Raw genomic sequence first — 25,259 nt, 5'->3', positions numbered from 1 at the left:
ATGAATGAATTAAAAAGATGAATGTAATGAACACTAATGAAACAAGCATAAACAAAGATTATAAAAATCAAGAAGCGAAAAAATCAAATTTGCATAATATTAAGCTTCCACCACATTCAATTGAGGCTGAACAAGCGGTGCTTGGTAGTTTAATGCTTGACAACCAACGTTGGGATTCAGTATCTGAAATGATTACTGAGCGTGATTTTTACTCGCGTCATCATCAGCTTATTTTTTCTGAAATGCATACTTTGGTTGGTAAAGGAACGCCGATCGATTTAATTACGCTCTCGGAAAGCTTAGAGAGTAAGGATCTATTAACGGATGTAGGTGGCTTTGCTTATTTGGCTGAGCTTTCTAAAAACACACCAAGTGCAATTAATGTTGTTGCTTATAGTGATATTATTCGCCAACAAGCCATTTTGCGTGAGCTTATCAGCGCTTCTAATGAAATTGCTGATAACTGCTACGCTACTCAGGGTCGAGATAGCACTGAAATTTTAGACTTTGCAGAAAGTAAAATCTTTCAGATTGCCGAAAGCCGAACGAAACAAGGCGAAGGTCCTAAAAGCATTACCGAAGTATTAGAAGCCACTGTCGCTAAAATTGAAGAGCTGTTCCAACGCCCACATGATGGCGTGACAGGTGTTTCAACGGGTTATATTGATTTAGACAAAAAAACAGCAGGTTTACAGCGTTCAGACTTAATTATTATTGCTGCTCGTCCATCAATGGGGAAAACCACTTTTGCCATGAACCTGTGCGAAAATGCCGCCTTAGAGCAAGAAAAGCCCGTATTAATATTCAGCTTAGAAATGCCATCAGAACAAATTATGATGCGTATGCTAGCTTCGCTTTCACGTGTTGACCAAACACGCATTCGAACAGGGCAATTACAAGACGATGACTGGGCAAGAATTTCAAGTACGATGGGATTATTACTTGAAAAGAAAAACATCTATATTGATGACTCATCGGGTTTAACGCCAATGGAACTTCGTTCACGAGCAAGGCGAATTTATCGCGAACACAAAGGGTTAAGTATGATCATGGTTGATTACTTACAACTTATGCGCGTACCGAATATATCTGAAAACCGAACGCTTGAAATTGCCGAAATATCACGTTCGTTAAAGGCCTTAGCCAAAGAACTACAAATTCCCGTTGTAGCATTATCACAGCTTAACCGTAGCTTAGAGCAACGTGCCGATAAACGACCAGTTAACTCAGACTTACGAGAATCAGGATCAATTGAACAAGATGCCGATGTGATTATGTTTATCTATCGTGATGAGGTTTATAATGAAGCATCTGAACATAAAGGCATTGCAGAAATTATTTTAGGTAAACAGCGTAATGGTCCAATTGGTAAAGTACGATTAAAATTCCAAGGTCAATTTTCGCGTTTTGATAATTATGCTGATTCTAGTAAATATTTTGATGATGAATAACGATTAAAGTTAATAAACATTAGCAACAGCGTAAAAAATATGAAAGATATCTTTTACGCTGTTATTTGTTGTTAAAACAGCCGTTTTAGCAACAGTATTAACGGCGAGTTTTTTTGCTAGCAATAAACTGATAAATTTGGGCAATCAAAAAGATAGTTGCTTGTAAAATCACAATGCAGGCACTGGTTGACGCATCAGCATAATAGCTTATTAAGGTGCCCATAACGGTTGAAAACGTCGAAACCAATACAGCAATTATTAACATTCGTTCAAAGCGTTTTGTTAGCGAAAAAGCAATGATGCCTGGAGCGATGAGCATCGCAATCACTAAAATCATTCCAGCTACTTTCAGCGATCCTACAATAGTTAATGCTAACACACTCAATAAACCATAATGCAATAGTTTAACAGGCAGTCCAACAACTTTAGCTTGCACAGGATCGAAGCAGTAAAGCATGAGATCACGACGTTTAATAATAATTAAAATTGATACTATAACGGCAATGAAAATAATTTGTTTAAGTTCGTCATAACTCGTACCAAGCACATTACCAAATAAGATATGATTTAAATGCTGTGAAGTATCTACTTTTGAAAAAAGTACTAATCCAAAGGCAAACATGCCTGAAAAGACAATGCCCATGACGGTATCTTCTTTTATTCGGCTATTTTCCTTAATGTAACCGGTTGCAACCGAGCAAAATAAGCCCGAGGCAAAAGCGCCTATAATGATGGGAATGCCGGCTAAATAGGCTAGCACAATGCCGGGTAAAACGGCATGTGAAACCGCATCACCCATTAGTGACCAGCCTTTTAAAACCAAAAAACAAGAAAGCAGTGCACAAACTAGGCCGGTTGCTAATGAAGCTAAAATTGCGCGTTGAATAAGAGGAAGGGTAAGTGGATAATAAATAAATTCCCAACACTCAGTCATACCTTTTCCCCTTTGTTTAATCGACTTTGACGAATTTTGAGGCGGTTTACAATTAACCCTTGTTTTGGTGCAAATAAAAAGGCAGCAATAAAGATTAGCGTTTGCAATGTCACAATAACGCCACCAGTTTCGCCATCTAAAAAGTAACTAATCCAAGCACCAACAGCACTCGTTATAGCGCCAATGAAAACAGAAATCATCAATAATCGCGAAAACCGATTCGTCAGTAAATAAGCGGTTGCTCCTGGGGTGACAACCATGGCAATCACTAAAATTGCCCCAACAGTTTGTAATGCCGCAACAGTGCATGCGCTTAAAATAGTGAAAAATAGGATTTTAAGTTTTAAAGGTTTTAATCCAATTGATCTAGCATGGGTTTCATCAAAAAAAACCACTAATAAATCTTTCCAAAAAAGCAGTAACAAGACAAATGAAATTAAGATAATAATTTGGACCTGCCACATATCATTATCATCAATCCCAAGGATATTTCCAAATATAATAGTTTGAGCATTAACCGAGGTTGGGTTGAGCGAAATAATTAATAATCCAATCGCAAAAAAAGTTGAAAAAATAAAGCCAATGATGGCGTCTTCTTTTAATCGCGTAAAGGCACGAACTAAAGTAATGGCGAGCGCAGCAAGTAAACCAGTAAAAAAGGCACCAATTGAATAAGGCAAGCCCAGTGCATATGCGCCAGCCACACCTGGCACGACAGAATGGGAAAGCGCATCTCCCATTAGTGACCAACCTTTTAGCATCAAAAAAGCTGACAAAAAAGCACAAGCTGCACCAACAATACTGCTGACCCAAATGGCTTTAAGCATAAAGCCGTAGGTGAATGGTTCAAGTAAAAGTTCCATTTTATGTTACCTTTTTGATCTGTTTTGGGTATGATCAACCAGCAAATTTCGATGAGGTGAGTCGTGTTTTCCTTCCCCATAAAAAATTGCGGCACGTTCATCATCAGTTAGTATTGATACTTTACGAGGATCTTCATCCTCATGCAATTTATCGCCAGATAAGCTAAGATAACGCAATGCACCACCAAAAGTAGTCATTAAATTTTGTGGTGTAAACGTCGTTTTCGTTGGACCAAAAGCCAAAACAGTTTGGTTAATTAATACGACTTGATCACAAAAATCAGGCACACTACCTAAGTTATGGGTTGAAACTAAAATTAAATGACCTTCTTTACGCAGATCTTTCAAAAGATCAATAATGGCATTTTCAGTTTTAACATCAACGCCAGTAAAAGGCTCGTCTAGCAATAGTACTTTGCCTTGTTGCGCTAAGGCGCGCGCTAAAAAAACCCGTTTTTTTTGTCCGCCAGAAAGTTCGCCAATTTGCCGATGTTTAAAATCCAACATATTAACTTTTTCAAGTGCCATATTGACTTGCTTTTTGTCTTCTTTACTTGGAATACGTAAAAAAGACATATGGCCGTATCGCCCCATCATCACCACGTCAGAAACTAACACAGGAAAATCCCAATCGACTTCTTCTGTTTGTGGCACATAGGCAATAATATTTTGCTTTAAGGCTTGTTTTACGGGGATATCATTAAAAGTTACCTTACCTCGGGTTGGGCGAACCATTCCCATAATACTCTTAAATAAAGTCGACTTGCCACTACCATTAACGCCGACTAAAGCACAGATAGTACCGCCATTTAAGCAAAAACTGGCATCATAAATTGCGGTGTGACCATTATTATAAGTCACGGTGATATCATCAACATTTAAGCAAATTTGAGTCATTATTGTTCGAATCCTTTAGCGATAGTTTCAACAGTCACTTTTAACAAATCAATATAAGTTGGCACGGGACCATTTTGTGTGGAAAGTGAATCAACATATAAAACTCCACCATATTTAGCGCCAGTCTCTTTACTCACTTGTTTGGCGGGTTTGTCGGAAATGGTGCTTTCACTAAATATAACAGGAATACTATTTTTTCGTACAAGATCGATCAGGTTTTTAACTTGCTTTGGTGTGCCTTGTTGTTCTGCATTAATTGGCCATAAGTAAGCCTCTTTTAAATGATAATCTCTGGCTAAGTAACTAAACGCGCCTTCGCTTGTCACTAACCAACGTTTGCTTTCAGGGATCTTCGCTAAACGTTCACGCAGTGGGGCATCAAGTGCTTTAATTTTGGCAATATAATCAGCAGCATTTTTATTATAAATTTCTGCATTTTTAGGATCATATTTAACAAACGCAGCACGAATATTTTCAATATAGGTTAATGCAAGCGTCGGTGACATCCAAGCATGAGGGTTTGGATTCCCTTTATAACTACCTTCTTGAATTGGCATGGGCTCAATGCCCTCAGTGACGATAACTGACGGAACATGTTTTACATCTTCAAAAAAACGCTTAAACCATAGTTCTAAATTTAGCCCATTCCATAAAACTAAATCGGCTGAAAGCACTTTGGTAATATCTTGAGGTGTGGGATCGTATTCATGGATTTCAGCCCCTACTTTGGTAATAGATTCAACTATAGCTGCATCCCCAGCGATATTTTGCGCGATATCTTGAATCACAGTAAAAGTGGTAACCGCTTTGAATTTTTTTTCTTCTGCGTGAGCCGATTTAGACAGAGTGAGCAAAGCGATAAATGAAGTTAAAACAACCTTTAATAATGTTGTCTGTTTTTTAGATAATTTGAACTTCATTAGCGACTCCTTGGGATTAACAAATAATAAAATTGTCTAATTTTGTAAAAGTGATTCGTAAATCAAGAGCATTTTTAGTATTTGAATTAGTTGTATTACAAAACAAACATTAATGATAATTATTATCATTAACAAATGGAAGTCAAATTTTTAAAAAATCCACATTACTTATCGTCATTGATTACTAATAGAGCTATATTACTCGTTCATTCTATATAAAACTTAATTAAATAGTAGATACTTCCATCTATTTAAATAATAGCTAGAGCAAAAGATATAATTGGTTAAATCACAACAATGTTGCTTTATTGAACATATCGAAAGGTATATTATTAAAAGAATCTTTATTGTTATACCTTACCTTATTTTTAAAATCAAGCGAGGGGTTAGTATGAAATTACGTAAAGTGATGATTATCGGTGTGGGGAATGTGGGGTCAACCACTGCTTATACCTTTGTTAACCGAGGCATTTGTGAAGAAATTGCGCTTGTTGATCTCAATAAAGAGTTAGCCTATGGGCATGCGCAAGATTTGTTAGATGCTGCGGCTTATCGGCAAAATATGGTTAAAGTGAGTTTGCGTGAATCAACGGATTGTGCTGATATTGATATCGCAATTATTACTGTTACATCAGGCATTGCGCAAAAAAGTCGATCCGAAGAGCTTGCGGGCACCTCCAAAATTGTTGCCAGTATCGTGCCTAATATGATGAAAAACGGCTTTAAAGGTATTTTTGTCATTGCGACTAACCCTTGTGATGCCATAACCTATCAAGTTTGGCAACTCTCTGGCTTACCACGCCACCGCGTGATTGGCACTGGGGTGTGGCTTGATACGGTGCGATTGCGTCGCTTATTGGGCGAACAAATGGATATTGGTCCGCAAAGCATCGACGCATTTATTGTTGGTGAACATGGTGATTCACAATTTCCGGTCTGGTCACATTCATCCGTTTATGGAATAAACCTTAATCATCTAGAAAAAAATAAAATTGATTTTGCAGCAATAGGAACGCAAGCAAGAAAAATGGGGTTTGAAATTGCTAGCCGAAAGCACTGTACTGAATATGGTATTGCTAGCACCATCACCGAAATTTGCCAGCACATATTCACTAATAGCCACCGTGCCTTAGCGCTTAGCTGTGTTTTAAATGGGGAATATGGTTATAAAAATGTCGCTATCGGTGTACCAGCTATTTTAGATCAGCATGGAATAAAAAAAGTCATTGAACTTGATTTTACTGACAACGAAAAACAACTCTTTGAAAAAAGTATCAATATTGTAAAAGGGTATATTGAACAAATTAAATAACGAATCGTAAAAACGGTTTACTACATGCAGTAAACCGTCATATTTGGCATTTTCTTCCTTTAGAAAGGGGGGATGATGTCAATCATATTGATCATCATAATATTCTAACCTAGTTAGGATCACTTATCATCCAAAATGATTTTAAGTCTATCTTTTAGCTGATAATATTCTGCGTTACTTAAAAAGTGGTCACGAGTGCCACTGATATAATCAGCTATCTTTTTATATATTTGAAGATTTTCTGATACGGGATAGCAAGCAATATAATTATTAAAAGCTATCACATCGGTAACATCAGCAAACTGCTTTTTGTTAAGCTGATTTAAATAGTTATTAAGATTAAGTGTTTGACAGTTCGGCTCATGTTCTTTTAACCAAAATTGATTATTTTTAAATTGGTAAGTTAAATCAACATTTGTTGTATAATCATAATGATTATCAGTGACATCAATAAAATACCCTAGCTCATAATCTGCCTTAATATGAACGTGAAATAAATTATCGAGAGCTAAAGCCGAATACAAAAACATATGATCTTCATGCCCAGTTTTCCCAGTTAAAATAAGCTCATCTAAATATTTTCCATTTTCATCAAAAGCATTTAATATAGTCAAATCTTCCATAATTCCTTCACCTTCGCTATCAAAGGTAAAGTGATAGATCACAAATCGAATATTATCAATTTCAAAGCGTCCAATAGCGGTAAGCTTTTCTAAAGTAAAATAACGCCGTTCCTTATCAGAAGGATTATCATAATAACGATAATCTTCGTCATTAAAATGAAAAAACTTGCTATCTACAAATTTACCTTTCGCCAGAGCATGAGTATCAAATGGTAAGGTTAAGATGGGTAAACTTTGGTAAAAATCATCAAAAGTATCAAAGTGCTCTCTATGTTTATATTGAGATGATGCTTTTTGGGTATCAGCTAAAGAATAATGAGCATTAAACCAGTTAAATAACAATAGTGCTAATAACAATATTAATTTTTGCATGGCAAACGGTTTTCCAAGTTAATTTTTTTACCGGCAGGATATTACACGGTTTTTCTTATTTTAATATTGATTATATTAATGAGTTGCATAATATAGCGTTAATAAAAGCAATTGCAAGCAATGTATAACGTATAACCATTGATTGGCATTGGGCAAGTGGCGTTTTCAATGTAAGCGGGCATATAATGGTAAGCCTAGCGGAAAGTCGTGTTGATTCTCGCTGGAATGATGGCAATGGGTATTTCCTATGTGTCTAACCCTAACGTTGGGTATTGATAAAATACCCTAACTTTGCCAAAAGTAATATAAAGTGAATTTAAGTCAAACAAGTAAAGCGTCCTGTAGTCAGGTGGCGATTGAATTATGCTCTTCCAGTTAAATGTTTTTGTAATAGCAATAAAAGCGATTTTTAATCAATAGGTTAGTTTTATTTCTATAGCTAAAAATTACGCTAAAAACACCAAGAAAAACTTCAATAAAATCAATGGGTTTTCTGACCTGTTTTTGAATGCAAAAATGTGCTTATTTCTAAAGCGTCTAACCTTTATAAACCTTAGCAAAAAATAGTGGCGCTATTAATTAACATTAAGCAAGTAAAAAGCCACTATATAACAATAATTCGATAAATTATTGACCCATATCACATAAATTATAAAAAAAGATTTGCTGGATGCTAAATCAATATAATATCTATTGAATAGATAAAGAAAAGAAAGGGATATTATTATGAATAAAAGTAAATTAAAATTTGCCGCGATTATAAGTGGTATAATGCTCAGTACTTCAACGGCTTTTGCTGCACTTGATGATGTAAAACAATTAAAGATGATTAGCTATAATGCCTATAATGGCATGCAATTAGATCAATCAGAAGGAAAACAAAAGTTTATTCAATGGGCAAAAGCACAAGATGCCGATATTATTGCTTGGCAAGAAATGAATTTTTTTACTCGTGAAAAGCTTGAGAAATTCGCTGCCAGTTATGGGCATAAATATGCCGTATTATTGAAAGAATCCCCCGATGATGCTGCATTTTTCCCTGTTGCAATTACATCAAAATATCCAATTATTCATGTAAATAAAGTGATTGATAATATGTGGCATGGTGCTTTGTATGCCGATATTGGCAAATATCATTTTGTTGTTACGCATATGAACCCATTTTGGACAGCGAAAAGAATAGATGAAATAAATCTTATTATTGATTCAATAAAATATAGCCATGATCCTAATGGCAAGTGGATTATAGCGGGCGATTTAAATTCGTTTTCACCTGCGGATAAAACCGAATATGACAAAAGTAATTTGCTTGAAGATATAAAAGAAAAACAAAAAAAGCGCCCAATTTTAGAAAATTTAGTTGATGGTCAGTTAAGTTATACCGTGCAGCAAAATCTTTTAGATGCTGGGTTTATTGATGCTTTGAAGTTAAAAAATAAAAATTTTGTTGCTACCGCGCCAACTAAAGTGTTTTACGATCAAGCATCAACACCATTACGCTATGATTATATTTATATTTCACCAATGCTTAAAAATGATGTCATGGATGTAAAAGTGTTAAAAGATGAGTTTACCGATAACTATTCTGATCACTACCCAGTACAAATGATTATAAAAAATAATTAGTTTTATATTAATCTTAACATTAACATAAAGCTTTTTAATATAGTGTCGTTTTTAGCTACCTTATTTTTACGTTTGAACGATAATGAGTTTAGTTGTTTTACCTTTATTTTAGCGAATAATTTTGGCTAAATCACTATCCGACCTGATGGGGGATAGTGATTATTGATTTTAATTTTGATTGATCAAAAATAGCTTAAGTGATGGATTATGCGTTTCGTTGTGAAAGCCATAACCCAACTCGGCTAGGTGTTGATTGAACTGATTAATGGTTGATTCGTCGATTTCGAATGCAGCAAGCACACGTCCGTAATCGGTGCCATGGCTACGATAATGGAACATTGAGATATTCCAATTGGTACCTAGCATTTGTAAGAATTTAAGTAATGCACCTTGTGATTCTGGAAATTCAAAACTATAAACTTGCTCTTGAATAGGCTTGCAAGGTTTGCCGCCAATCATGTAGCGCACATGCAGTTTTGCCATCTCATCTTCGGTTAAATCTACAACGGCATAATTTGCTGCAGTTAATTCTTGTATGATTTCGTCCTTTTCATTGCTTTGGGCAATTTTAACCCCAACAAAAACACAAGCTGATTGGTCATCGTGATAGCGGTAATTAAATTCGGTTACCGCCCGCCCGCCTAGTAATTGGCAAAATTTTAAAAAACTGCCTTTCTTTTCGGGAATGGTGACGGCGAAAAGTGCTTCACGTTTTTCACCTAGCTCACAACGCTCTGATACATAACGTAAATTGTGGAAGTTTAAATTAGCGCCAGATAGTATATGCGCAAGGTTTTCACCGCAGATGTTATGTTGATCTACATATTTTTTTAAACCAGCAAGAGCCACAGCGCCAGAGGGCTCAGCGATTGCCCGCACGTCATCAAATAAGTCTTTAACAGCAGCGCAAATTTCATCGCTATCAACGGTGATGATGTCATCAATATATTGTTGGCAAAGTCTAAATGTTTCATCGCCAATTCGTTTAACAGCGACACCTTCAGCAAATAGCCCAACACGGCTTAAATCAACTGGCTTACCTGCATCAAGTGCGGCCTTTAAGCAAGCAGCGTCGGCTGGCTCAACGGCGATGACTTTTATTGTTGGCATGATCTGTTTAATTAATACCGCAATACCAGCAGCAAGCCCTCCACCGCCAACAGGTACAAAGATGCGATCAAGTTTAGCATTTTGTTGTAATAACTCCATGGCAATACTGCCTTGTCCTGCAATGACCAGTGGATGATCAAATGGTGGAATAAAAATGCGATTTTGTTGTTTGGCAAGCTCCATGGCTTTGGCCTTGGCTTCGTCAAAATTGGCACCATAAAGGAGCACTTCACCACCAAAACTTTTAACGGCCTCGACTTTTATATCGGCGGTGGTTAATGGCATTACGATTAATGAATTTATACCTAGCTTACTTGCCGAAAATGCAACACCTTGAGCATGATTACCCGCTGATGCAGCAATAACACCACATTGGCGTTCTTCTTCGCTCAGGCTAGCTATCATGGCTTGGGCGCCACGAATTTTAAAACTATGGACTAATTGACGATCTTCTCGTTTTACAAAAATTTGGTTTTTTAATCTGGTTGAGATTTTTTCCATTTTTTCAAGAGGTGTAACATCGGCCACATCGTATACGGCGCTACATAGTGTTGCTTTTAAATAATCGGCACCAGTGAGCTTGTTGTTGTGTTGTTTCATATTAACCCCCTAGTTTGCTTTTATCACGAACGGCGCCTTTATCGGCACTTGTTGCTAAACTGGCGTAAGCTTTAAGCGCGTATGATACATAGCGATTGCGGTTATGCGGAGTAAAGGCTTTGTCGCCACGGGCAAGTTCGGCTACGCGACGGCGCTCAAGTTCATCAGCAGGCACATCTAATACTAATTTGCGATTTGGGATATCAATATCAATCATGTCGCCATTTCGTACCAGACCGATTAATCCACCATTTGCCGCTTCTGGCGAGATATGACCAATGGATAAGCCCGATGAACCACCCGAAAATCTGCCATCGGTAATTAGTGCACAGGATTTGCCAAGCCCCATTGATTTTAAGTAGCTTGTTGGATAGAGCATTTCTTGCATACCAGGTCCCCCTTTTGGACCTTCGTAAATAATGACAACCACATCACCAGCCACGACTTTGCCACCTAAAATCGCATCGACGGCGTCTTCTTGGCTTTCAAACACTTTTGCTGGTCCTTTAAAAACGAGATTTTCAGCGGCAACCCCTGCGGTTTTTACAATAGCGCCATCAAGCGCAACGTTACCATAGAGTGTGGCAAGCCCGCCATCTTGGCTATAGGCATGTGCTTTGTTACGAATGCAACCATTTTGGCGATCATCATCAAGCGTATCCCAGTAGCAATCTTGTGAAAATGCTTTGGTGGTTCGAATGCCAGCAGGTCCACTACGATACATTTTTTTTATGGATTCATCAGTGGTTTGTGTAATGTCATATTTAGCAAAAGTTTCCTCTAACGAAAGCCCAAGTACATTATGAACATTACGGTTGAGTAACCCCGCTTTGTTTAATTCTGACATAATAGCTACAACGCCACCCGCACGGTGCACATCTTCCATATGATATAATTGCGTGCTTGGTGCCACTTTACATAAGTGAGGGACTTTGCGTGATAGTCTGTCAATGTCAGACATGGTAAAGTCAATTTCGCCTTCTTGCGCGGTTGCCAATAAATGTAATACTGTATTCGTTGAACCGCCCATAGCTATATCAAGTGACATGGCGTTTTCGTATGCGGCTTTGGTGGCAATGGAACGAGGAAGATAAGATTCATCATCTTGTTCATAATAACGTTTGGTGATTTCAACAATACGTTTAGCTGCATTTAAAAAGAGTTGTTCACGTTGTTTGTGTGTCGCAACCAGCGAGCCATTACCAGGTAGTGAAAGCCCTAAAGCTTCGGTTAAGCAGTTCATGGAATTGGCGGTAAACATGCCAGAGCAAGAGCCACAGGTAGGACAGGCTGATTCTTCAATGGCTTTGCTATCTTCATCGCTAACATTGGGATTGGCACTTTGGATCATGGCATCGACTAAGTCTAATTTGATGATTTGGTCAGATAATTTGGTTTTACCTGCCTCCATTGGTCCACCTGATACAAATACCGTTGGAATATTTAAGCGAAGCGAGGCCATTAACATACCCGGTGTGATTTTGTCGCAGTTTGAAATGCAGATCATGGCATCAGCACAATGTGCATTAACCATATATTCCACTGAATCAGCAATCAGTTCCCGTGATGGTAAGGAATAAAGCATCCCACCATGCCCCATAGCGATACCATCATCAACGGCAATAGTATTAAATTCTTTGGCAATGCCACCAGATGCTTCAATTTGCTTGGCGACCAGTTGTCCAATATCTTTTAAATGGACATGCCCAGGTACAAATTGTGTGAATGAGTTAACCACCGCAATGATGGGTTTACCAAAGTCTTCATTTTTAACGCCAGTTGCACGCCATAATGCGCGGGCGCCAGCCATATTTCGGCCTTCGATCGAGGTTGCTGAACGATATTTAGGCATTTCTTGCTCCCAATTTTTATGCAAGTAACCGTGTGTAACGGTTTATAGTTCTTTAAAATCTATCATCAAGTTAACATGCTATCCGCCAAATACGTTGGCGGATTTTGATTTTATAGTTTATTTAATTGGATCTAACCAACCGTATTTATCTTCAGTGTTACCATTAAATAAGCCAAAAAATGCTTGTTGAATTTGTTTGGTAATTGGACCACAACGACCAATACCAATTTGAATGCGGTCAACACTGCGCACAGGTGTGATTTCGGCAGCAGTACCTGTCATAAAGACTTCGTCGGCTAGATAAAGTGATTCACGTGATAGTATTTGTTCGCGAACTTCAATACCAATATCGCGTGCTAGCGTTAATACTGCATCGCGCGTAATACCTGGTAGCGCTGAAGACGATAAAACAGGCGTATATAAAATACCGTCTTTAATAATAAATAGATTTTCGCCAGCCCCCTCAGATAAGTGACCATGCACATCTAATGCAATACCTTCTTGGAAGCCATTAGCGCGCGCTTCTGAGCCGATTAATAATGATGATAAATAGTTACCACCTGCTTTAGCAGCAGCTGGAATGGTATTTGATGCAACACGATTCCAAGAAGATACCATAGCATCAATACCTTGATCTAATGCTTCTTCACCTAAATAGGCGCCCCATGGAAATGCGGCAATCATAACATCAGTTTTATAGCCAGCAGGTGGATTAACGCCCATGCCTACATCACCAATAAACACAAGAGGGCGAATGTAAGCGCTTTCTAAATTGTTTTTCTTGATGACTTGGCGAGTCGCTTCCATGATTTCTTCAAGTGAATAAGGAACAGGAAAACGATAAATTTTGGCTGAATTTAATAATCTTTGTGCGTGTTCTTTATGACGAAATATTGCAGGTCCTTTATGTGTATTATAACAACGAACACCTTCAAATACTGATGTGCCATAATGTAAGGCATGCGACATAACGTGCACTTTGGCATCTGCCCATGGAACCATCTCACCATTTAACCAAATATAATCAGATTTTGTTGTCGAACTCATTGTGTTTTCCTCTTCAATTTTACTATTTGCTAAGCATGTATTTTGCTTTAGGTATTTTTGCTTTAACGGTCAAGCATTATACTATACTTTTTTGTTTATTTAACGGCTAAAATATTTGTTTGATTTATTTAACTATCTATTTAATAATAAGTTATTTTTAATGGCTTTTATTCAATTGCTATTACATCCTCTAATTTTTCGACTTGCTTTTGTAATGTGGAAAGCCATCTTTCAGTTGTTAGAGTGATGGTTAGAATCAATAAATTGTTTTCAATAGTTTGCATTTGCATTGATGTAATGTGCCCACCACGATGACGGAGCACCCGTAATATACGTTCAAGCGAGCCCAATTTGTCATAAGCTTTTATGGTCAATTGATGTTGCATCTGTTCGTTCATCACTTACTCCTTACCACTTTTATCTAACATGTTTTCGTTAGCCGCTCCTGGCGGTACTAAAGGCCATACGTTTTCTAATTCATCTATGCATACATGCAAAAGGTAAGCACCAGTTGAATTGAACAAGTTATCAAGCGCTGTATTGATTTGTGATTTTTTACTGATACTTTGCCCCGGTATGTCAAACGCTTTGGCTAACATTAAAAAGTCTGGGTTGTCTGATAAATTGGTTTCGCTATATCTTTCGTTAAAAAATAACTCTTGCCACTGGCGAACCATGCCTAAGCGTTGATTATCAATTAATACAATTTTTATTGGTAATTTTTTACGTTTAATCGTGGTTAATTCTTGGACATTCATCATAAAAGATCCATCACCTGATACGCAAATCACACAATCAGTTGGCCTTGCCATTTGTGCGCCAACTGCTGCAGGTAAACCAAAGCCCATTGTGCCAAGCCCACTTGATGTAATAAAGTTTTGTGGATGATTAAAACGCATATGCTGGGCTGTCCACATTTGGTGTTGCCCAACATCTGTTGTGATAATGGTGTTGGCCAATTTGCGTTCCGAAATCATTTTTAATAATGTTGGGGCGTAAATAGCCTCACCAGGATGATCGTAACGAGTTGGGTGTTGAGCTTTTAGTTCTTCAATCTTTTGGTGCCAAGCTTGTATCGATACGCTTTGATTAAGCAATGGTAATACCTGCTTTATGTCCCCTTGTAATCCTAAGTGACTTTGGCGTAATTTATTGATTTCGGCTTGATCAATATCGATATGAAGCACTTTAGCATATCGCGCAAATTCATTAAGATTACCAGTCACCCTGTCATCAAATCGAACGCCTAAAGCAATTAATAAATCGCACTCTTGCACCGCTAAGTTCGCCGCTTTGGCTCCGTGCATACCAATTAATCCTAAATAATAAGGGTTATTAATATCTGCAACGCCAAGTCCTTTTAGGGTTGATACACTTGGGATTTGTGTGAATGTCATAAAGTCTCTTAGCTCAGATATTGCACCAGACAGCCCAACCCCGCCACCAATGTAAAGTATTGGCTTTTTGGCTTGGGCAATCATTTCTTTAGCGTGTTTTATATCACTAGGCCTGATTGGGTAGAGTTGAGTCTTATCTTGAGTGGTTTTTAATGAGGATGGTGTTAAATATTGTTGATAGTCAAGGTTGGCAAGCTGTATATCTTTGGGAATATCAATCAATATTGGCCCAGGTCTGCCTGAACAGGCTAAATTAAACGCCTGTTCTAAGGTATTTGGTAAGTCTTTGGCGTCGTCAATTAAGTAACTGTGCTTGGTACAAGCTAGCGATAATCCTAAAACATCGACTTCTTGAAAGGCATCGGTGCCAATTAACTTGGTCGGTACTTGCCCTGTTATAGCAACAACAGGAACTGAATCAATTAAGGCATCAGCAAGACCTGTAATGATGTTAGTTGCACCAGGCCCTGATGTAGCGATGCAAACCCCGATTTTTCCAGTTGCACGCGCATAGCCAATGGCGGCCATAGCGGCTCCTTGCTCATGCCGACACAGCACATGCTCAATGCCGCCATCATAAAGTGCATCGTAAAGAGGCATAATTTGTCCACCAGGATACCCAAAAACGGTGGTTACGCCTTTTTCTTTTAAGGTTTTTACTATCCACTGTGTTCCTAACATTTATTCCTCACTTGTGCTTTTTTTGTTCAGTTGTTATTCATAAAAAAACCCCCGCTTTTGGAGAGCGGGGGTTTTTGAGTTATGTACGAACATATTTTTAATTCAAAAAACGCCCCCGCGTTGGAATAATGACCACGCTGACAATAATAATGTTGATGAGGACGAGTTTGAGTGAAAATTTCATAATGTTGTATAATTAACTTTTTTGTCATTTTTAAAAACTATTTCTAACAAAATACTCGTTTTAAAAAAAAGTGCAACAGTTTTTTTTAGCTTTTGTAATATGATTTGTAATATGAAATGAAGAATTGATAAAAAAGTTTCAATATTGAAAACAGCGATAGAGTAAAAGTGCTAAAAACATTTTCTTGATGGTGTTAACTATTGCTACGATATTAATTATAATAAAACCGTTATAATTTAATTTAAATCAATTGGTTATTAATGAAAATAATTTGCTGTACTAAGCCTGTTATCACTAGCTTAATATATCGTAATTTGCTACACTTAATCAGGTGCAAGATTATGCAGCATTTATGGCTTTGGTATTATTGCTTTTATTGACTCCACCAAGCCAATCATGGAAAGTCACCTTTTATTATTTAGTCGCCTAAAATTTTTATTCATTTAGTTTTTATGCATTTAGTTGTTATGCATTTAGTTTAAAAGTTTGAGGCAATGATATTGAGAAATACTATTAAGCTTTAAGAAATAAATATTCTAATTTTTTATTATCGGTAAATATAATTTATTGAATTAGTTAGGTATTTTAAAGATTAAAATATGCTTAGCAATAGGATTTTGTGATCATTAATTAATTTTATTTAAGTTATATTGAATTTGTTTTCAAATACATGGTTAACTTAGGAGAAAATTATGAGCAAACACATCTATAATCCACTTACCAAATATCATCATACTAATTTCCCAAAACAAACACAGACTGCTCCCGCTTTACAGTGCGAAATGACCCCAACTCCAGATTGTGGTGAAAAAAGTTATCAAGGTCACGGGCGCCTAGAGGGACGTAAGATACTTGTTACTGGTGGCGATTCAGGTATTGGCCGTGCAGCAGCAATTGCTTATGCTAAAGAGGGCGCTGATGTGGCAATAAACTACCTTCCAATTGAGCAAAAAGATGCAGAAGAAGTCGCCAAAGTTATTCAAGCATCTGGACGTAAAGCGGTGCTAATTCCTGGTGATTTAAGCGATGAAGCTTTTTGCAAAAAATTAGTTGATGAAGCGCACCATCAATTAGGTGGATTAGATAATTTAACCTTGGTTGCGGGTAAGCAAACTGCGGTTGAAGATATTATGGATCTCACAACTGAGCAAATTAAGAAAACCTTTGAAATTAATGTGTTTTCACTTTTTTGGGTTACTAAAGCGGCGTTGGGTTATTTAAAACCAGGTTCAACAATTATTACTACTTCGTCTGTTCAAGCTTATCAGCCGAGTGGTAATTTATTAGATTATGCCGCCACCAAAACGGCCATTATCGCTTTTACTCGTGGTTTAGCTAAGCAATTAGCGCATAAGGGCATTCGTGTGAATAGCGTGGCACCAGGGCCTGTTTGGACTCCATTACAAATTTGTGGTGGTCAACCAAGTGATGTCATTCCTGAATTTGGTCAACAAACTCCATTACAAAGAGCAGGTCAGCCAGTTGAACTTGCTGGTGTTTATGTACATTTAGCATCAGAAGAGTCAAGTTATACCACTGGCGAAACCTATGGCGTTACAGGTGGTATGCATATTAATTAATTGATATTTTTTACTGCAAAAGGGCGGATTTAAGTCCTTTTGCAGTTAATGCTATGATATGATTTATGATTTAAAATCAACAGGCTATGATGTATAAAATCATTATAGTCACCAATATAAAAATAGAAAACCAAAAGGGCAATAAAATGAAACTTTTAAAAGTGATTACGTTAGCAATGTTAGGCTTTTTTTTAGTTAATTGTGATAATTCAAAATCAACAACTGATGATATTAAACAAAAAAGTGAGCAAACAGGCTCAGAAATGAGTGATAAGGCAGAGCAATTAGGCAGTGAAATGAGTGATAAAGCTAGTAAATTAGGCTCGCAAATTGAAGAGAAAGCTGAACAATTAAGCTCACAAGTTAGTGATAAGGCCAGCCAATTAGGTGCAAAAGTCAGCGAGCAAGTTAAGCAAGTTAGTTCAGCTGTTAGTGATAAAGCTCAAGATTTGTATGAACAAACAAAATCTGAAAAGGATGATATGCTTAATAAGGTAAGAGAAGGTCATTATGGCGTTGCTCAAGATTTAATGCTTAAAGCGATCAAAACAAAATTACCGGCCACAATGGATTCAAGTACTACTTTAGTTGATGTATCAGCTGAGAATAATACTATTAATTATAAATATAATGTGAATAATATCACTAAAGATGCATTACAAAATGAAAGCACTCAAAAAGAGGTAAAAAACAACTTGATTGAGTTTTATTGTGGTGATAGTGCAAGTATGAAAACACTACGATTAGTCTTTCCACGAGGCGCTAACCATAATTACTATATCAATAATGATAAAGTTTTTTCAGTGGATGTAAAACCAAGTGATTGTGAAGATGATTAAATAGACTTTGATTAAATAAAAAATAGTAAAAATTGACTAATCACAAAAGGGCTAATCAAGCCCTTTTTAACGTTCTTCACTAATTTCAAGATAACTCAGGGTATAGCAAAAACAGCGCGCTAACAGGCGGCTATAGGCAGAGTTGAAAAGCAGTATTATCTTAATGTTAATAACGTATTTATAGCGTTTATAGCGACGAGCACAGTCTAATATTTTGACAAGAATCAATCACTCAAAAAAGTGAGTATTATGGATGATATGAGCAACTATCAATAATCGCATTTTGTAGTCATGCATGGGAGAGTTCATCTGTTGCGTTATATCTGCTTGTATCGATTTATTATTTAATTTATTTTTAGGATAAAAAAATCCAGTAATTTGATACTGGATTTGTAGTTGTTTTATTATTTTTTATAAGTTAATCGGTTAATCAACTGGGTAAAAATCATCTGTCACATTGCTGTTATCGTCACTTCCGTGATCGTGGCTACTTGATCCTGGTATCGCTCTAGAGCGTTCGATAGGCACATAACTACCGCTTGGCGTTTCAACTTGGCATTCACCCAAAAAGATAGAATATTTGGTGTTGGCATGCATGCTTTCACCTCTAAAATAGCAGTGAGTTGCATTGTATAAATCAGTTCGGCAAAGCACAGCAATGATTAACCAAACAATGAGTACAGCTAAAGATACCCATTTTAATTGTTTCCATATTAAGGACCAAAATCCAATTCCTCTAAAACGGCAGTAGCCTAAAATAAGTAATAGCGTTGCAATAAATCCTAAAAATTCGTATAACCAAAATAGCCACATAGTTGTCTCCCCACACTTTAGTGTGGTTGTTATTTTATACTAACTTTTCTTATACATCTATACACTTGCAATGATGTTTATTGTTACATCCACGATCCGTTACGGATGATACCAACAGCAAGTCCTTCAATGGCAAAGTTTTGTTGTTCTAAATCAACTTCAATTGGTGAAAACTCTTCATTTTCGGCAATTAAACGGACATGCTTACCTTTGCAAGATAAACGTTTAACGGTGACTTCGTCATCAATGCGAGCAACAACGATTTGACCATTTTTAACGTCTTGAGTTTTGTGTACTGCTAATAAGTCACCATCTAATATTCCGATATCTTTCATTGACATGCCATGCACTCTTAATAAAAAGTCGGCATGAGGTTTAAACAGTGAAGGATCGACTTGGTAATGGCTTTCGATATGCTCTTGCGCTAGTATTGGTGATCCTGCGGCAACTTGACCAATAAGCGGTAAACCTTCAAAATCATTTTGTTCAACAGGAGTTTCAAGCAAAAGGCGGATACCTCGTGAAGATCCTGCAATCATTTCAATAGCTCCTTTTTTAGCTAAAGCTTTAAGGTGTTCTTCGGCTGCATTAGCGGATCGAAACCCTAATTTTTTGGCGATTTCGGCACGCGTTGGTGGCATACCTGTGGTTTGAATGTTGTCTTTTATTAGATCATAAATTTGTTGCTGACGTGCGGTTAGTGGCCTCATTATTTTTTCCTGTTTTTATATACAGATATATGTAATTATATACAGCTAGTGATATAAAACAACTGTTTTATTTAATTTATTTTATAATCGTGGATAAATTTTTCGAATTATAGCTATTATGTACTATTTGGATGAATAGTTTTGTTAGCTGAATTATTAACTCAAGCTTATGGTTTGAGTTACATAATCAATCTACTTGTATGCTATAATAACTTAATATTTTTGTTGGATTGGAATTGACTTTATGCCTTATGTTGTTGCTTTAAGTGGCGGTATTGCCAGTGGTAAAAGTACTATTGCCAATTTGTTTGCCAAATTAGGTGTGCCTATTATCGATGCAGACATTATTGCAAGGCAAGTTGTGCAAGTTGGTAGCGATGCGCTTAACCAAATTGTTAAGCACTTTAGCCAAGAAATTTTGCTTGCCAATGGCGAACTCGATCGCAGTCAGTTACGCGAGATTATTTTTAATAATGATCATGAACGCCTTTGGCTTAATCATTTACTGCACCCCATAATTCAACAAGAAACACAAAAACAAATTGCTAGGCAAAATTCAACATATGTTATTTGGGTTGTACCACTATTGATTGAAAACAATTTACACACATTAGCAGATCGCGTATTAATAATCGATGCCCCGATCTCGTTACAATTGGCGCGATTAATAGAAAGGGATAATATTAGTCAATCACTAGCTGAAAAGATGATACGATCGCAAGTATCTTTGCAAAAACGCTTATCTTATGCTGATGATATCATTGTTAATGATGATAATTTTACGTCGCTAACTGCGCAAGTTGATCAATTGCATCAACAATATTTACATAACTTTAATGGTAAGATTTAGATAGATGAATGACATTATTTTTGAACATCCATTAAACGAAAAAATGCGTACTTGGCTCCGTATCGAATTTTTATTAAATCAATTAAATACACATTGCCATTTTGATCAGAATAATGCATTGCTTTTTTTTCATGCATTGTCCGAACTGTTAGAAATTATTGAGCGTAATGATGTTAAAGGCGATTTGACTAAAGAGCTTGAATCGCAAAAACAAAAGTTAACTTTGTGGCTAACTTTTGATTGTGTTGATCATGATCTCATTAATGAATTGATCCACCAGTTTGATGGTTTTTCAGCTCAATTTAATGAGATAGGACGCTTGGGACAGCCATTAAGAGATGATCGTTTTATTACTGCTATTCGCCAACGTTTGATGATCCCAGGTGGGTGTTGTAGTTTTGATTTGCCTTCGTTTCACTTATGGCTCAATATTTCACAAGAAAAGCGCGATATTCAAGTTAAAAGTTGGCTAGAGCACTTGTCAACGCTGGATAAATCTCTAACATACTATATGCAACTAATTAGGCAAATGGGCGAATTTAAGCGATTTGTTTGTTTTAACAATTTTTTTCAAGAAACTAATGGTGATGTAAACTTGGTTCGGATTCGAGTTTCGTCAGATAAAAATGTGTATCCACAAGTATCAGGTCATATGTCGCGCTTTAGTATTCGTTTTTTATCGCTAGATGTTTGTGATAACGTCAATACCGATAAGCTTGAATTTGAATTAGCTTGCTGTTAGTACTTTAAATACTGATTACTGAAAAGAAAGAGTCGAAATGAATAAAAATACAGCTATATTTGTTAATTGCCCAACTTGTCAAAAAAAAGTGGAATGGAATAATGATAGTCTTTATCGTCCATTTTGCAGTAAACGCTGCCAACTTATTGATTTAGGCGATTGGGCAACTGAAGCGCACCGCATCTCCGATAAAGATAGCACTGACCAAGATCTCTGGAGTGAAGAAGATCTTACTGATTTTGCAGGTAGACATTAATGAAGATCCTAGGCATTGAAACCTCGTGCGATGAAACAGGCATCGCCATTTATGATGATATTCATGGTTTGATTGCAAACCAACTTTATTCTCAAGTTAAATTACATGCTGATTATGGTGGCGTTGTGCCTGAGCTTGCTTCACGCGATCATATACGTAAAACAGTGCCGTTAATTCAAGCCGCATTAAAAGAAGCACATTTAGATTCAGCTGATATCGATGGTGTCGCTTATACTGCGGGTCCTGGTTTGATCGGAGCTTTGATGGTTGGTGCATCAATTGGGCGATCGCTTGCTTATGCATGGAATGTGCCAGCTATTGCAGTGCATCACATGGAAGGGCATTTGCTTGCACCAATGCTTGAAGATAACCCACCTGAATTTCCATTTGTTGCCTTATTAGTTTCTGGCGGGCATACACAGCTTATTAGCGTTACAGGTATTGGTCAATATGAACTTATTGGTGAATCCATTGATGATGCTGCTGGTGAAGCTTTTGATAAAACAGCTAAATTACTCGGGTTGGATTATCCTGGTGGCGCAAAATTGTCAAAGTTAGCCCAACAAGGCAATGCGTCACGTTTTTCGTTTCCTCGCCCAATGACGGATAGACCAGGGCTTGATTTTAGCTTTTCGGGGCTAAAAACTGCGGCGGCTAATACCATTTATCAGCATAGCACAGAGGGCAATGAGCTTGACAGCCAAACTAAAGCGGATATTGCGCGAGCCTTTGAAGATGCTTTAGTTGATACTTTATTAATTAAATCACGTCGAGCGCTTGATCAAACGGGCTTTAACCGTTTAGTCATTGCTGGTGGTGTTAGTGCTAATAATACCTTACGTGATAAATTAACTCAGTTGATGCAACAGCGTAAAGGTCAGGTTTATTACCCAAGACTTGAGTTTTGTACCGATAATGGCGCTATGATTGCCTATGCCGGTATGATTCATTTAAAAGCGAAGCAGTATTCCGATTTGGCCATTAATGTTAGACCAAGGTGGCCACTTAACGAGCTTAGTGTAGTTAATGAATAATTGTGGTTTTAATTTTATTGATAAAGCAATAAAAAGCGGGAATAAGTTCCCGCTTTTTAGCATAAATAATCAGTTTACTTATTGTTAATTTGCTGTATTTGGCTCGATGATTATTCTGTTTTTTCCGAATTAGTATTTTCAACACCTGTTTTTTCTTCAGCGAGTTTTCTGATGTTATTGTTGATGCTAAATAATACACAAAGTAATTCAAAACCAATACGAGTCGAAATAAATCCTACAACAAAAGTAATGATACCGGTGAAAAACGCAACTATTCCTGCGGAAGCGCTATAGGGAAATATAGCAAAGCTACCTATTATTATGCTTAATGCACTAAAGCCAACAAGCACTAAAGCAATCCAATATACGATAGTGATAAATACAGGTGTCATCATTTTATCAAAGAAAAAAAAGTCTTTGATGGAAATATCTTTAAAATTTATTTTTTTGTTCATTTTATTTCCTTATTGAAAGGGAGATTAATTTTTGACTTCTATTTTTTCTAATTTGCGTATACAGTTATAAGCCTTTAAAGCTGTAAAGCGTGATTATTGTAACATGAAATTATTTTGAGATTAATTATGAAAACTTATATTCCTGGAAAAGATGCTGCACTTGAAGATTCAATTAATTATTTTCAGCAACAATTAGCAAAATATGATTTAGATGTAAAAGAAGCTTCTTGGCTTAATCCTGTACCGAATGTATGGTCAGTGCATATTCAAAATACAAAGTGCCCCTTGTGCTTTGCTAATGGTAAAGGTGCAAGCAAAAAAGCGGCGTTAGCATCGGCCTTGGGTGAGTATTTTGAGCGGTTATCTACTAATTACTTTTTTTCCGATTTTTATTTAGGAAAACAAGTAGCAAATGCCGATTTTGTGCATTACCCAACCGAAAAATGGTTTACCATTCCTGAGGATAATTCCTTACCTAAAGGATTATTAACCCCAAACTTGCTGAAGTTTTATGATCCGGATAATGAACTATGTGCAACCGATTTAGTCGATTTACAATCAAGTCATGGTGAGCGGGGTATTTGTGCGTTACCATTTGAGCAACAATCCGATAAGCAAACGGTTTATGTGCCAGTTAATTTAATTGCTAATTTATATGCATCTAACGGTATGTCAGCGGGCAATACTCGAAATGAAGCACGCGTGCAAGGGTTATCAGAAATTTTTGAACGTTATACCAAAAACAAAATCATAGCCGAAGCAATTAGCTTACCTCTAATTCCAATCGAAGTGATTAACCGGTACCCAGCTGTTTTGGCAGCCATTAGCGCACTTGAAAGTGAAGGTTTTCCGCTTTATTGCTTTGACGCCTCATTGGGTGGTGAATTTCCCGTGATTTGTGTTGTGTTGTTTAATCCGCAAAATGGAACGTGTTATGCGTCATTTGGTGCACATCCAAATTTTGGAGTTGCCTTTGAACGAACCGTCACCGAGCTATTACAAGGGCGCAGTTTAAAAGATCTTGATGTGTTTTCTCCGCCAAGTTTTGATAATGATGAGATAGCGGATCTTAGTAATTTAGAAACGCACTTTATCGATTCAAGTGGCTTGATTTCATGGGATCTATTTAAAGAGCAAGCCGATTATGAATTTGTGGATTGGGATTTTTCGGGTACCACAGATCAAGAGTTCACTAATTTAATGTCTATTTTCCAGCGCCATAATACAGAAGTACTCATCATGGACTATGAGCATCTGGGCGTTTACGCTTGTCGTATTTTAGCTGTTGGCATGTCCGAAATTTACCCGCCGGAAGATCTGTTACTTGCCAATAGCAACATGGCAATTGGTCTACGCGATCTTATTTTGTCATTACCTTATAAGAAATTTAGCACAAAACAGTATTTGGCAATGATTGAACAGCTTGATAATGAAGGTCTGGATGATTATGCGCGTGTTCGTGAATTACTGGGCATTGCAACCGGTAGCGATAATGCTTGGTTAACATTGCGAATTGGCGAATTAAAGGCGATGCTGGCCTTGGCGGGTAAAGATTTAGATCAAGCACAACAATGGATTGACTGGACGATTGAAATGAATGCTTCGATATTTACACCAGCACGTAATCATGCCTATCGTTGCTTGCAAACACTAGTTAATTTTATGATTGAACGTGATCCTCAAACGTTTACTCAATACCAAAATGCATTTAGCAAAATGTATGGCAAAGATTGTGTTGATGAAATGTGGCAATATGCTAATGGTGAAAAAACATTTTTTGGCTTGGCGGATTTTGCCTCAGTCGATGAACTAGCCAATAACAATTTAGAGCAGTTTGCAATGCATCAAAAGTTGTTAGCCGTGTATCATAAATTACATCAAGCGATGCTATAGCATCGCTATTAAAATTCCACCGAATCAATTCGGTGGAATAGTTAAATTTATCTGTTTATTTGTCTAACTCGCTGATTTAACTAAAAAACATAAAACAAAAACTTCAATAAAATCAATAGGTTTTCTGAACGATTTTTAGCTTAAAATTTAAGTATTAAAAACAAAATCGAAATCTTTCGCTTGTACTTTTGCTAAGCGATTAGTTCAATTTATTGGGA

23 protein-coding genes are annotated in these 25,259 nt (G+C 36.9%); 10 read left to right on the top strand and 13 right to left on the bottom strand.

The window, feature by feature from the left end:
* The first annotated feature begins 26 nt into the window (after positions 1 to 26).
* Positions 27 to 1,451, top strand: a complete 1,425-nt coding sequence (dnaB, locus tag A9G28_RS10270; RefSeq protein WP_065566713.1) for a replicative DNA helicase — start codon at positions 27 to 29, stop codon at positions 1,449 to 1,451.
* 97 nt (positions 1,452 to 1,548) lie between these two features.
* Here the strand turns inward: dnaB and A9G28_RS10265 are convergent, their stop codons facing one another.
* From A9G28_RS10265 to A9G28_RS10250, 4 genes are read right to left on the bottom strand one after another with little or no spacing between them, the layout of a single operon-like run.
* A complete protein-coding gene (locus tag A9G28_RS10265; protein WP_065580611.1) occupies positions 1,549 to 2,385 on the bottom strand; it encodes a metal ABC transporter permease in 837 nt (278 codons plus the stop codon).
* Positions 2,382 to 3,248 (bottom strand): metal ABC transporter permease, encoded by an 867-nt coding sequence (locus A9G28_RS10260; protein ID WP_065566711.1) that lies wholly within the window; start codon positions 3,246 to 3,248, stop codon positions 2,382 to 2,384. Before A9G28_RS10260 ends, A9G28_RS10265 begins: the two co-directional genes overlap by 4 nt.
* A gap of 6 nt (positions 3,249 to 3,254) precedes the next feature.
* Positions 3,255 to 4,145, bottom strand: a complete 891-nt coding sequence (locus A9G28_RS10255) for a manganese/iron ABC transporter ATP-binding protein (RefSeq protein WP_065566710.1) — start codon at positions 4,143 to 4,145, stop codon at positions 3,255 to 3,257.
* Positions 4,145 to 5,065: a metal ABC transporter substrate-binding protein gene (locus A9G28_RS10250; protein WP_065566709.1), complete on the bottom strand. Its 921-nt coding sequence runs from the start codon at positions 5,063 to 5,065 to the stop codon at positions 4,145 to 4,147. The genes A9G28_RS10255 and A9G28_RS10250 overlap by 1 nt, the downstream gene beginning before the upstream one ends.
* 391 nt (positions 5,066 to 5,456) lie before the next feature.
* Between A9G28_RS10250 and A9G28_RS10245 the strand changes: the two genes are divergently transcribed.
* Positions 5,457 to 6,377, top strand: coding sequence for an L-lactate dehydrogenase (locus tag A9G28_RS10245; RefSeq protein ID WP_065580610.1), 921 nt, complete (start codon positions 5,457 to 5,459; stop codon positions 6,375 to 6,377).
* Between the two features lie 119 nt (positions 6,378 to 6,496).
* On the opposite strand, the gene A9G28_RS10240 is transcribed toward A9G28_RS10245, so the two are convergent.
* Complete coding sequence (locus A9G28_RS10240) at positions 6,497 to 7,372, bottom strand: hypothetical protein (RefSeq protein WP_065580609.1); 876 nt, start codon at positions 7,370 to 7,372, stop codon at positions 6,497 to 6,499.
* Positions 7,373 to 8,098: 726 nt separating this feature from the next.
* Here A9G28_RS10240 and A9G28_RS10235 point away from each other — a divergent pair.
* Complete coding sequence (locus tag A9G28_RS10235; RefSeq protein WP_081301575.1) at positions 8,099 to 8,998, top strand: endonuclease/exonuclease/phosphatase family protein; 900 nt, start codon at positions 8,099 to 8,101, stop codon at positions 8,996 to 8,998.
* A gap of 168 nt (positions 8,999 to 9,166) precedes the next feature.
* Here the strand turns inward: A9G28_RS10235 and ilvA are convergent, their stop codons facing one another.
* The 5 genes from ilvA to ilvG form a co-directional block, all read right to left on the bottom strand.
* Positions 9,167 to 10,708: a threonine ammonia-lyase, biosynthetic gene (ilvA, locus tag A9G28_RS10230; RefSeq protein ID WP_065580608.1), complete on the bottom strand. Its 1,542-nt coding sequence runs from the start codon at positions 10,706 to 10,708 to the stop codon at positions 9,167 to 9,169.
* Position 10,709: 1 nt separating this feature from the next.
* On the bottom strand, positions 10,710 to 12,560 hold the full coding sequence (gene ilvD, locus A9G28_RS10225; protein ID WP_065580607.1) for a dihydroxy-acid dehydratase: 1,851 nt from the start codon (positions 12,558 to 12,560) through the stop codon (positions 10,710 to 10,712).
* 117 nt (positions 12,561 to 12,677) lie between these two features.
* A complete protein-coding gene (locus A9G28_RS10220) occupies positions 12,678 to 13,607 on the bottom strand; it encodes a branched-chain amino acid transaminase (protein WP_065566704.1) in 930 nt (309 codons plus the stop codon).
* A gap of 167 nt (positions 13,608 to 13,774) precedes the next feature.
* The gene (ilvM, locus tag A9G28_RS10215; RefSeq protein ID WP_081297880.1) at positions 13,775 to 14,005 is read right to left on the bottom strand and encodes an acetolactate synthase 2 small subunit; all 231 of its coding nucleotides are present in this window, start codon (positions 14,003 to 14,005) and stop codon (positions 13,775 to 13,777) included.
* A 3-nt stretch (positions 14,006 to 14,008) separates the two neighbouring features.
* Positions 14,009 to 15,685, bottom strand: a complete 1,677-nt coding sequence (ilvG, locus tag A9G28_RS10210; protein ID WP_065580606.1) for an acetolactate synthase 2 catalytic subunit — start codon at positions 15,683 to 15,685, stop codon at positions 14,009 to 14,011.
* 876 nt (positions 15,686 to 16,561) lie between these two features.
* Between ilvG and A9G28_RS10205 the strand changes: the two genes are divergently transcribed.
* Positions 16,562 to 17,449 carry an SDR family oxidoreductase gene (locus tag A9G28_RS10205; RefSeq protein WP_065566702.1) on the top strand — a complete coding sequence of 296 codons (888 nt, stop codon included), beginning with the start codon at positions 16,562 to 16,564 and terminating at the stop codon, positions 17,447 to 17,449.
* Between the two features lie 146 nt (positions 17,450 to 17,595).
* Positions 17,596 to 18,288, top strand: coding sequence for a hypothetical protein (locus A9G28_RS10200; RefSeq protein ID WP_065580605.1), 693 nt, complete (start codon positions 17,596 to 17,598; stop codon positions 18,286 to 18,288).
* A gap of 426 nt (positions 18,289 to 18,714) precedes the next feature.
* Here the strand turns inward: A9G28_RS10200 and A9G28_RS10195 are convergent, their stop codons facing one another.
* On the bottom strand, positions 18,715 to 19,101 hold the full coding sequence (locus A9G28_RS10195; RefSeq protein WP_065580604.1) for a hypothetical protein: 387 nt from the start codon (positions 19,099 to 19,101) through the stop codon (positions 18,715 to 18,717).
* 83 nt (positions 19,102 to 19,184) lie between these two features.
* A complete protein-coding gene (gene lexA, locus A9G28_RS10190; RefSeq protein WP_065580603.1) occupies positions 19,185 to 19,811 on the bottom strand; it encodes a transcriptional repressor LexA in 627 nt (208 codons plus the stop codon).
* Positions 19,812 to 20,055: 244 nt separating this feature from the next.
* Here lexA and coaE point away from each other — a divergent pair, with 244 nt between their 5' ends.
* The 4 genes from coaE to tsaD are packed head-to-tail and all read left to right on the top strand — an operon-like array spanning position 20,056 to position 22,693.
* Positions 20,056 to 20,661, top strand: a complete 606-nt coding sequence (coaE, locus tag A9G28_RS10185) for a dephospho-CoA kinase (RefSeq protein ID WP_065566698.1) — start codon at positions 20,056 to 20,058, stop codon at positions 20,659 to 20,661.
* Positions 20,662 to 20,665: 4 nt separating this feature from the next.
* Positions 20,666 to 21,403 (top strand): cell division protein ZapD, encoded by a 738-nt coding sequence (locus A9G28_RS10180; protein ID WP_065566697.1) that lies wholly within the window; start codon positions 20,666 to 20,668, stop codon positions 21,401 to 21,403.
* A 37-nt stretch (positions 21,404 to 21,440) separates the two neighbouring features.
* The gene (gene yacG / locus A9G28_RS10175) at positions 21,441 to 21,659 is read left to right on the top strand and encodes a DNA gyrase inhibitor YacG (RefSeq protein ID WP_065566696.1); all 219 of its coding nucleotides are present in this window, start codon (positions 21,441 to 21,443) and stop codon (positions 21,657 to 21,659) included.
* Positions 21,659 to 22,693: a tRNA (adenosine(37)-N6)-threonylcarbamoyltransferase complex transferase subunit TsaD gene (gene tsaD, locus A9G28_RS10170; protein WP_065566695.1), complete on the top strand. Its 1,035-nt coding sequence runs from the start codon at positions 21,659 to 21,661 to the stop codon at positions 22,691 to 22,693. Before yacG ends, tsaD begins: the two co-directional genes overlap by 1 nt.
* Positions 22,694 to 22,803: 110 nt before the next feature.
* Here tsaD and A9G28_RS10165 read toward each other — a convergent pair whose 3' ends face one another.
* On the bottom strand, positions 22,804 to 23,148 hold the full coding sequence (locus A9G28_RS10165) for a DUF4282 domain-containing protein (protein WP_081301574.1): 345 nt from the start codon (positions 23,146 to 23,148) through the stop codon (positions 22,804 to 22,806).
* Between the two features lie 123 nt (positions 23,149 to 23,271).
* On the opposite strand from A9G28_RS10165, the gene ycaO reads away from it, so the two are divergent.
* Positions 23,272 to 25,041 carry a 30S ribosomal protein S12 methylthiotransferase accessory factor YcaO gene (ycaO, locus tag A9G28_RS10160; RefSeq protein WP_065580639.1) on the top strand — a complete coding sequence of 590 codons (1,770 nt, stop codon included), beginning with the start codon at positions 23,272 to 23,274 and terminating at the stop codon, positions 25,039 to 25,041.
* Positions 25,042 to 25,259: the final 218 nt, after the last annotated feature.

This window comes from Gilliamella sp. Fer1-1 (assembly GCF_001690825.1).
In the GTDB taxonomy this organism is placed as follows: Bacteria; Pseudomonadota; Gammaproteobacteria; order Enterobacterales; family Orbaceae; genus Gilliamella; species Gilliamella apicola_C.
The sequence above is the reverse complement of the archived record's forward strand: the minus strand, read 5'-3'. Positions and strand labels throughout refer to the sequence as shown.

Coding starts and splice junctions, on each gene's coding strand:
- coaE (WP_065566698.1), top strand. CDS start 20,056: ATGCCTTATGTTGTTGCTTTAAGTGGCGGTATTGCCAGTGGTAAAAGT.
- dnaB (WP_065566713.1), top strand. CDS start 27: ATGAACACTAATGAAACAAGCATAAACAAAGATTATAAAAATCAAGAA.
- yacG (WP_065566696.1), top strand. CDS start 21,441: ATGAATAAAAATACAGCTATATTTGTTAATTGCCCAACTTGTCAAAAA.
- A9G28_RS10265 (WP_065580611.1), bottom strand. CDS start 2,385: ATGACTGAGTGTTGGGAATTTATTTATTATCCACTTACCCTTCCTCTT.
- A9G28_RS10195 (WP_065580604.1), bottom strand. CDS start 19,101: ATGTGGCTATTTTGGTTATACGAATTTTTAGGATTTATTGCAACGCTA.
- A9G28_RS10235 (WP_081301575.1), top strand. CDS start 8,099: ATGAATAAAAGTAAATTAAAATTTGCCGCGATTATAAGTGGTATAATG.
- ilvM (WP_081297880.1), bottom strand. CDS start 14,005: ATGAACGAACAGATGCAACATCAATTGACCATAAAAGCTTATGACAAA.
- A9G28_RS10165 (WP_081301574.1), bottom strand. CDS start 23,148: ATGAACAAAAAAATAAATTTTAAAGATATTTCCATCAAAGACTTTTTT.
- tsaD (WP_065566695.1), top strand. CDS start 21,659: ATGAAGATCCTAGGCATTGAAACCTCGTGCGATGAAACAGGCATCGCC.
- ilvA (WP_065580608.1), bottom strand. CDS start 10,708: ATGAAACAACACAACAACAAGCTCACTGGTGCCGATTATTTAAAAGCA.
- A9G28_RS10205 (WP_065566702.1), top strand. CDS start 16,562: ATGAGCAAACACATCTATAATCCACTTACCAAATATCATCATACTAAT.
- ilvD (WP_065580607.1), bottom strand. CDS start 12,560: ATGCCTAAATATCGTTCAGCAACCTCGATCGAAGGCCGAAATATGGCT.
- A9G28_RS10250 (WP_065566709.1), bottom strand. CDS start 5,065: ATGAAGTTCAAATTATCTAAAAAACAGACAACATTATTAAAGGTTGTT.
- ilvG (WP_065580606.1), bottom strand. CDS start 15,685: ATGTTAGGAACACAGTGGATAGTAAAAACCTTAAAAGAAAAAGGCGTA.
- A9G28_RS10220 (WP_065566704.1), bottom strand. CDS start 13,607: ATGAGTTCGACAACAAAATCTGATTATATTTGGTTAAATGGTGAGATG.
- A9G28_RS10200 (WP_065580605.1), top strand. CDS start 17,596: ATGAAACTTTTAAAAGTGATTACGTTAGCAATGTTAGGCTTTTTTTTA.
- A9G28_RS10245 (WP_065580610.1), top strand. CDS start 5,457: ATGAAATTACGTAAAGTGATGATTATCGGTGTGGGGAATGTGGGGTCA.
- A9G28_RS10255 (WP_065566710.1), bottom strand. CDS start 4,145: ATGACTCAAATTTGCTTAAATGTTGATGATATCACCGTGACTTATAAT.
- A9G28_RS10240 (WP_065580609.1), bottom strand. CDS start 7,372: ATGCAAAAATTAATATTGTTATTAGCACTATTGTTATTTAACTGGTTT.
- A9G28_RS10260 (WP_065566711.1), bottom strand. CDS start 3,248: ATGGAACTTTTACTTGAACCATTCACCTACGGCTTTATGCTTAAAGCC.
- lexA (WP_065580603.1), bottom strand. CDS start 19,811: ATGAGGCCACTAACCGCACGTCAGCAACAAATTTATGATCTAATAAAA.
- A9G28_RS10180 (WP_065566697.1), top strand. CDS start 20,666: ATGAATGACATTATTTTTGAACATCCATTAAACGAAAAAATGCGTACT.